This is a genomic window from Nocardia sp. CC201C (assembly GCF_030010695.1).
In the GTDB taxonomy this organism is placed as follows: domain Bacteria; phylum Actinomycetota; class Actinomycetes; order Mycobacteriales; family Mycobacteriaceae; genus Nocardia; species Nocardia otitidiscaviarum.
Window position 1 is genome coordinate 1 of the sequence record NZ_JASCXP010000413.1, and the last position, 6,698, is coordinate 6,698.

General features: G+C 70.6%; 6 protein-coding genes and 1 pseudogene. 3 read left to right on the plus strand and 4 right to left on the minus strand.

Annotated elements, in window-relative coordinates; all coding sequences use genetic code 11:
- A pseudogene (locus QK444_RS30145) lies at positions 1–1,111 on the minus strand (hypothetical protein); the annotation flags it as partial.
- Positions 1,108–1,410, minus strand: coding sequence for a hypothetical protein (locus QK444_RS30150; protein WP_282785508.1), 303 nt, complete (start codon positions 1,408–1,410; stop codon positions 1,108–1,110). The gene QK444_RS30150 and the pseudogene QK444_RS30145, both read right to left, overlap by 4 nt.
- Before the next feature lie 223 nt (positions 1,411–1,633).
- Between QK444_RS30150 and QK444_RS30155 the strand changes: the two genes are divergently transcribed.
- Both QK444_RS30155 and QK444_RS30160 read left to right on the plus strand, forming a co-directional pair.
- Positions 1,634–3,499, plus strand: a complete 1,866-nt coding sequence (locus QK444_RS30155; protein ID WP_282785509.1) for a BTAD domain-containing putative transcriptional regulator — start codon at positions 1,634–1,636, stop codon at positions 3,497–3,499.
- 139 nt (positions 3,500–3,638) lie between these two features.
- On the plus strand, positions 3,639–4,445 hold the full coding sequence (locus QK444_RS30160; protein ID WP_282785510.1) for a helix-turn-helix domain-containing protein: 807 nt from the start codon (positions 3,639–3,641) through the stop codon (positions 4,443–4,445).
- On the opposite strand, the gene QK444_RS30165 is transcribed toward QK444_RS30160, so the two are convergent.
- Together QK444_RS30165 and QK444_RS30170 are read right to left on the minus strand one after the other, a co-directional pair.
- Complete coding sequence (locus tag QK444_RS30165) at positions 4,427–4,744, minus strand: MGMT family protein (RefSeq protein WP_282785511.1); 318 nt, start codon at positions 4,742–4,744, stop codon at positions 4,427–4,429. The two genes, QK444_RS30160 and QK444_RS30165, sit on opposite strands and share 19 nt — an antisense overlap.
- A gap of 61 nt (positions 4,745–4,805) precedes the next feature.
- The gene (locus QK444_RS30170) at positions 4,806–5,591 is read right to left on the minus strand and encodes an alpha/beta fold hydrolase (protein WP_282785512.1); all 786 of its coding nucleotides are present in this window, start codon (positions 5,589–5,591) and stop codon (positions 4,806–4,808) included.
- Between the two features lie 116 nt (positions 5,592–5,707).
- On the opposite strand from QK444_RS30170, the gene QK444_RS30175 reads away from it, so the two are divergent.
- Positions 5,708–6,698 (plus strand): UvrD-helicase domain-containing protein (locus QK444_RS30175; protein ID WP_282785513.1); only part of this gene is annotated, 991 nt, incomplete at its 3' end.

The following is a 6,698-nucleotide window of genomic DNA, read 5'->3' on the forward strand; positions in this document are numbered from 1 at the left end:
ACAGCTCCGGCCGCGCGCGGTCGAGGTGCGCGAACAGGGTGGGACCGTCGCCGTCCAGCACCATTGTCATGCCGTGCCGACGCAGGCAGTCGGCCAGGCGGTCGGTCGCGGTGGCATCGAGCAGGTGCGGCAGCGCCGGCAGCGGCAGGCCGGCGTCGTCGAACCACCGCGCGGCCCGCGAATCCAGCTCGGCGACGAGTTCCGCGCCGAGTCGCGGCAATTCGGCACGGAGCTGGGCGTGCAGCAGGGGGTGGTGCTCGAACCAGAGACCGTCGTCGCGGACGATTCGGGTGATCGGAATATTGCGACGTTCCAACTCCCGCAGCAGCAGCTGTGCCGAGGGTCCACCCAGCACCGCGGCCAGTTCGGTGGTGAACGCCGCGGGGGCGCCGGTGCACAACAGGAATCGGCGCAGTTCGGCGGGCAGCGGATCGAGCACCTCCCGGGTGAGGAAATCCGACAGCGCTCGCGGCGGATGCGTGCGCAGGTCCGCGACCGATCGCCCCGCGGGGTGATCGAGCGCGAGCCGCGCGGCGAGGATTCGCGTCGGTGCCGCCCAGCCGCCGGTCGACTCCCGCAGCGCCGCCAGCTCGCCGTCCTCGGGGTGGTAGCCGTGCTGGGCGCACAATGCCCGGGTCTGCGCCACGGTCAGCGCCAGTTCGGCGGCGCCGATCCGGGTGACACGTCCGCGCAGTTCCAAGGCGTGCCAAGGCAGCGCCGGGTCGATGCGGGCGCACAGCACGACCGTCATCGTGCCCGGCAGTCGGCGCAGTCGCGCTTCCAATGCGGCCAGTGCGGCAGGATCGGTGATTCGCTGGGCATCGTCCACGACCAGCAGGCTCGGCCCGCCGGAACCGCGCGGCGCGGCACAGGGATCCGCGGCGGGCTCGGTGACGTCCACCCAGGTGACGGTCGTACCGGCCGCTGGCGGCCGACGGCGAATCCAGTCCGCGACGGCGACGGACTTGCCGGTTCCGGCCGCCGCGCTGAGCAGCACCACCCGGCCCCCGGGCGCGGTGGCGGCATCGAGCCGGTCGTACAGGTCGGGCCGATCGATGGCGGGATAGGACAAGTCCGCGGTGATCCGGTCGCTGGTGATCGCGTCGCTCATCGGCGCCGCAGCCATACGGCCACCGGGGTGAAGGGCGCGAAACTGCGCAGGGTGCGGGCGATATCCGCCTCGGAGGCGAGCACTTCGAGAGCCGCGCCGGATCGCAACCACAGTCGCCACCCGTCCGCATGCTTTTCCCAGAGCGCACCGAAGCGGTCTCGGTACAGCCCGTCGGGAGCGTCGGACTCCTGGGGAGCGAACGCGCGGGCGATCACTATTCGATCGATGCGCCGGGCAATGGTTTCGGTGAGGTCGGACAGATAACCGAGCAGTGTGGCGGCGAAGCCGTTCTCACGCATGACAGACAGTTTCCGGCTCTCGGCTTCTCGGTGACTTTCTGTGTGGTTCTCTCTGAAAGATTCGGGCGGACAAGGGATTACTTCCACGGATGTGATTTCGAGAATTGCCCGCGACACGCCAACGGGACAGTACGACTTGGCAGTTCGGCAAATCGTTAATATTCAGCAAACGGCCGAGTTGCGGCCTCGAATGCGTGAGAATACTTGGCGGGCCGGAAAAGTGATGAACGATCGGCGGATACGAGTGCTGGGGCCGCTGCATGTCGCGATCGATGGCATGCCCGTCACCATTCGCGGTCGTCTTCCGCGTGCGCTGCTCGGACGGCTGGTGGTGGCGCACGGCAGGGCTCTGTCGGTGGACCGGCTCGTGGACGACATCTGGGAGGGGGCTCCGCCACCGAGTGCCGCCGCCGTGCTCCAAGTCCAGATCCACAAGCTGCGAACGGTTTTCGAACCGCGACGTCATCGGCGCGCGCCGGCCACCGTACTGGTGTCCGAGGGCGGCGGTTACGCGCTGCGACTCCCGGTCGAACAGGTCGACGCCTGGTACTTCGAGGCACTGCTGCGCGCCTACCAGGACCGGCTCCGGGAATCGGGGATCGGCGTCGCCCCGGCCGACCGGTGCCGACTGCTCGATACCGCGCTGGCCTGCTGGGACGGTGCGGCATTGGAATCGTTCCCGGATGCGGGATGGGCGATCGGCGAGGCCGACCGGCTCACCGACCTGCGCCTGTTGGCCGCCGAACTGCGCGCCCAGGCCGCGCTCGAGCTGGACCGGCCCACCGAGGTGGTCACCGGGCTGCGGCCGCTGCTGGACCAGCGACCCGGTCGGGAGGAGGGCGCGCGCCTGCTGGCCATCGCGCAGTACCGGCTCGGTCAGCAGGCGGAGGCGCTGGCCACATTGCGGCGCGCCGGTGAATATCTGGTGCGGGAGATCGGCGTATATCCGGGGCGGCGGCTGCGGGACCTGGAGTCGGCCATCCTCAACCAGGCCGATGCGCTCGAGTTCGGTCCGGTGATTCGTCCGATCGCGAAATCGGATGCCGCGGAGCCTGGTTCGGCGCTGGATCGAGGCGTCTCGGGCGGTGAGAACACCGGGTACCCGCGGCAGTACGCCGCCGTGCTCGCGGCCGCCGCCGAAGCCTGGGCGCGCGGAGCCCGCCCGGTGTGGCTGGCCGGTGCGGCGGGCATGGGCAAAACGTATCTGGCGGAGTCGGTCTCGGCCGAGCTGCGGCGGCGATCGTGGATCGTGGCGACCGGTCGCTGTGTGGACGGTGGGCCGCCCGCGCGGGCCTGGGCCGATATCGCCGCGAGCCTGGACGGCCCCGCCGGATTCGCCGAATCGCTCTCGTCGGCACGTTATTTCGAGGTCGCACGGGCGATCGCGCAGCGCTGCCGGACGGTCGCGGCCGCCCGGCCGGTCGCCCTGGTGCTCGAGGATCTGCACCACGCCGACCCGGTGACCCTGCACCTGCTGCGCCTGCTCACCGCGTGGCTGCGTCGCGCGCCCGTCCTGCTGGTCCTGACGCTGCGCCCGGCCGAGGCCGGTCCGGAACTGCGCGCCACCGTGACCGCGCTGGCCGACCGTACCGTGTCCTGGGAGGAACTGGGCGGGGTCGACGCGGATACCGTGGCGCGCATGGTGCGGGCGGCCGGCGGGACGGCCGTGGATCGCGCCACCATCGCCGCACTGCGCGAACGCACCGGCGGCAATCCGCTGTTCGTGCGCGAACTCGCCGGAATCGCGGCACAGCACGGCGACATTCGCGAATTGCCGCCGCGTGTCCGCGACATCGTGCGCGCCCGGATCGAGCGGCTGCCCGCCGAGGTGGTCCGGACGCTGCGTTATGCCGCCCAGCTCGGCGACGATGCCGACGTGGCCGGACTGCTGGCCTTGCTCGGCTGCTCGGAAACCGCGCTGCTGGACCGCATCACCGCCGCGCAGGCTGCCGGAGTCATCCGCTTCGACCCGGGCGGGCGAATCGGGTTCGAGCACTCCCTGATTCGGGAGGTCCTCGAGTACGGAATTTCGCAGGAGCGGCGGACCGCCGCGCGGGCAAGCCTTCCGCAACGCGGCTCCGGGGGGTAGCTCGAAGTGTTCTGCGTTGTACTGCCACGAAAATTTACCGGCCGACCGCCGCTATACCGTGAAAACTCTTAGTGGACAAGTAAATACGGGTGACTTATATCTAGGTACGACTGGCGATGGGTCGTGACGGAGGAGAACCATGGCAGCGAATTCGGGGTGCGTCGACAGAGCGGGGGAGGTGCAGCCGCCGACACTGGGAAACTTACTGCGGCGGTTGCGGGACAATCGTCGGGTCTCCCGCGAAAGGCTGGCATTCAATGCCGGGGTGAGCGCGAGCTACATCACCCATCTGGAGAACGGCAATCGCGAGCGCCCCACCCAGGAAGTGCTCCAGGCTTTGGTGCGCTGTCTGCACCAGATCGGCCCGCTCTCCGCCGTGGAGTATCGGTATCTGCTCGATCTCGCCGGATTCGACGTACGCGAGCGCGTTACCGCCGACGAGCTGCGCGGCGGGCTCAGCGACGACCTGCGCCAGGCACTCGTCCTGCACGAACCGAACCTCGCCGCCTACCTCGACATCGGATGGAATGTGCTTGCCTGCAACGGCAGTTTCGCGCGGGCCTTTCCCGGAATCACCGACGACGGCAATATGCTGCGCTGGCTGCTCGGTGACGAATCGGCGCGGCGGGTCCTGGTGGAATGGGAGCAGGAGACCCGCCTACTGGTGCGCTGGCTGCGCGGCCTCATCGCGGGGTCCGGGACCGGTGTCGCCGCGAGCGAGCTGCTCGCGGATCTGGGCCGCTACGAGTTCTTCCGGCGGATCTGGGACGAGGGCATTCCAGCCTACGGCCGGGACCGGCCGCTGCTGCACCTGCGTGACCCGGAGACCGAATGCCCTCGCACGGTGGCGGTGCAGATGTTCCGGGCCGACTTCCCGGACCGCTCCGAGAGCGTGCAGGTGTTCCTCGGGATCGCGACCGATCGGGATCAGTCGCCCGAGGACTGATCGCCGGCGAGATCGAAGCGGGCACGGCGCAGGTCCACGCGGTCGTCGAGGATCGGGCACCCCTCCGCGGCCAGGCGTCGGAGTTGCCGACCCGCCAGGTGCGGAGCCGGGCGGCCGTCGGCACGCAGCACCCGGTGCCAGGGCAGGTCGGCGGAATCGGTGCGCATGATCCAGCCGACGGTGCGCGGCGTGGACAAGCCCGCCGCCGCGGCGATATCGCCGTAGGTGGCCACCCGGCCGGGCGGAATCAGGGCCACCAGCTCGCGGACTCGTTCGATCTCGGCATCGGTCGTCGCCATCGCATGCGCCCCCGGTCGTGTCGGAATTCCTTCGTAGCTGCTGAGGTCCGCGCCCGCGCGGTCACGTGGTCGTCAGCGCGGTGCGGATGAGCGCCGCGGTCTCGGCGGGCCGGGCCAGGGAGATCATGTGGTCGCAGTCGAAGTCGTGCACCGTGAGCCGGTCGCCCAGATGCTCGGTGAGCGCGGCGCGGAACGCGGGCGGCACGAACGGGGGACGCACCTTCGCGGCCTGTACCAGGACGGTCGGCAGTCCTGCGGGCGGCAGCACGAAATCACGGGCGAGCTGCCCCCAGTACGACATGATGGCCGGAGCGAACAGCCGCCAGCCGACCCGGCCGCCGCCGGTGGGCACCAGGTGCTCGGCCAGTTCGGCGTCCAGCAGCCGCGGTTCCACCTCGGCCCAGGCGGTCTCCAACTTGTCGAACCGCGCGGCCTCGACGCTCTCGTAGTCGGGGTGCTCGAGCGTGCTGCGGGCGATGTCGCGCAGCAGTACCGGATCGATGCCGATGGCCGGATCGAGCAGGACCAGCGCCCGCACCAGATCCGGGCGGGCGCGCGCCAGATGGATCGCCACCGCCCCGCCGAACGAATGCCCGACCGCCACCGCGGGTTTGCCGGTCTCGCCGGTCAGCACGGTGACGAGATCGGCGACGATGGTCTCGAAGTCCCACGGCGGCAGCGATGTCGATCGCCCGTGTCCCCGCAGATCCGGAGCCACCATCCGGACCTCCGGCAACTGCTCCTCGGCCAGCGCCCGCCAGCGGTTCCCGTGCCCGGTCAGGCCGTGCAGCGCCAACACGAGCGGCCCTGTCGAGGGCCCGAAACGATATACCTGGAGATCGGCCACCGCCCCATTCTGCCGGGCGGGTACGACAGGTGCCGGGTCGGCGGAGTGTGCGAGAACACTCGGCGAAGACCGGGCAAACAATGGTGTCGGGGGCGTCTGTTGAAATAGCCCGCGTGATGCGATCGGATAGCTCGGTGCGATTGGTACGCCGGGTGCAGACCGCGTCCCACTCCCCGGAGTGGGACGCCGATGTCCGGGAGCTGTTCGACGGCGTGGGGCCGGAGCCGGGGTGGCGGCCGTGGCAGGTGCTCGGCGGTCCCGGGACGGGCAAGACCGCGCTGCTGGTGGATCTGGCGGCGACCCGGATCAGCGCGGGCGAGGATCCGGAGTCGGTGCTGGTGCTCACCTACTCCAAACGGGCGGCCACCGCGGTGCGCAACGCGTTGACCCTCCGCATCGCCGCGCTGGCTCCGGAGCTGGGCGGGGTGCCGGGCGCGACCCGGGCGCCGCTGGTGCGCACCGTGCACTCCTACGCCTTCGGCATGCTGCGCACGCACGCGGCGGCGCACGGCAATCCGCCGCCGCGGCTGCTCACCGGATCCGAACAGGACATCGTGCTGCGCGAGCTGCTGCGCGGAGAACTCCTGGACGGCGCGAAGTACTGGCCCGAGCGACTGCACCCCGCCCTGCCCACCGGCGGCTTCGCCGAACAGTTGCGCGATCTCATGTTGCGCGCCACCGAACGCGGACTCGGACCCGAAGACCTGGTGGAACTGGGGCGCACCCAACAGCATCCGGAGTGGGTGGCCGCGGGCCGCTTCGCCGAACGGTACGAGCAGACCATGCTGCTGCGCTGGTCGGTCGGCATGGAGACCCCGGAGGCCAGCGCTCCCGCCCTGGACGCCGCCGAACTCGTGGGCGCGGCGCTGGACGCCCTGGTGCTGGACCCGGAGCTGCTCGCCGCCGAACGCGACCGCGTCCGGCACCTGCTGGTCGACGACGCCCAGCACCTGGATCCGCAAGCGGCCCAACTGGTTCGCGCCATCGGCAGCGGCCCCGCCACCACGGTGATCGCCGCCGACCCGGACCAGTCCGTCTTCACCTTCCGCGGCGCGGACGCCCGCTTCGCCGCCGACCCCGGCGCACCCGAGGACCGCCGCGTCATCC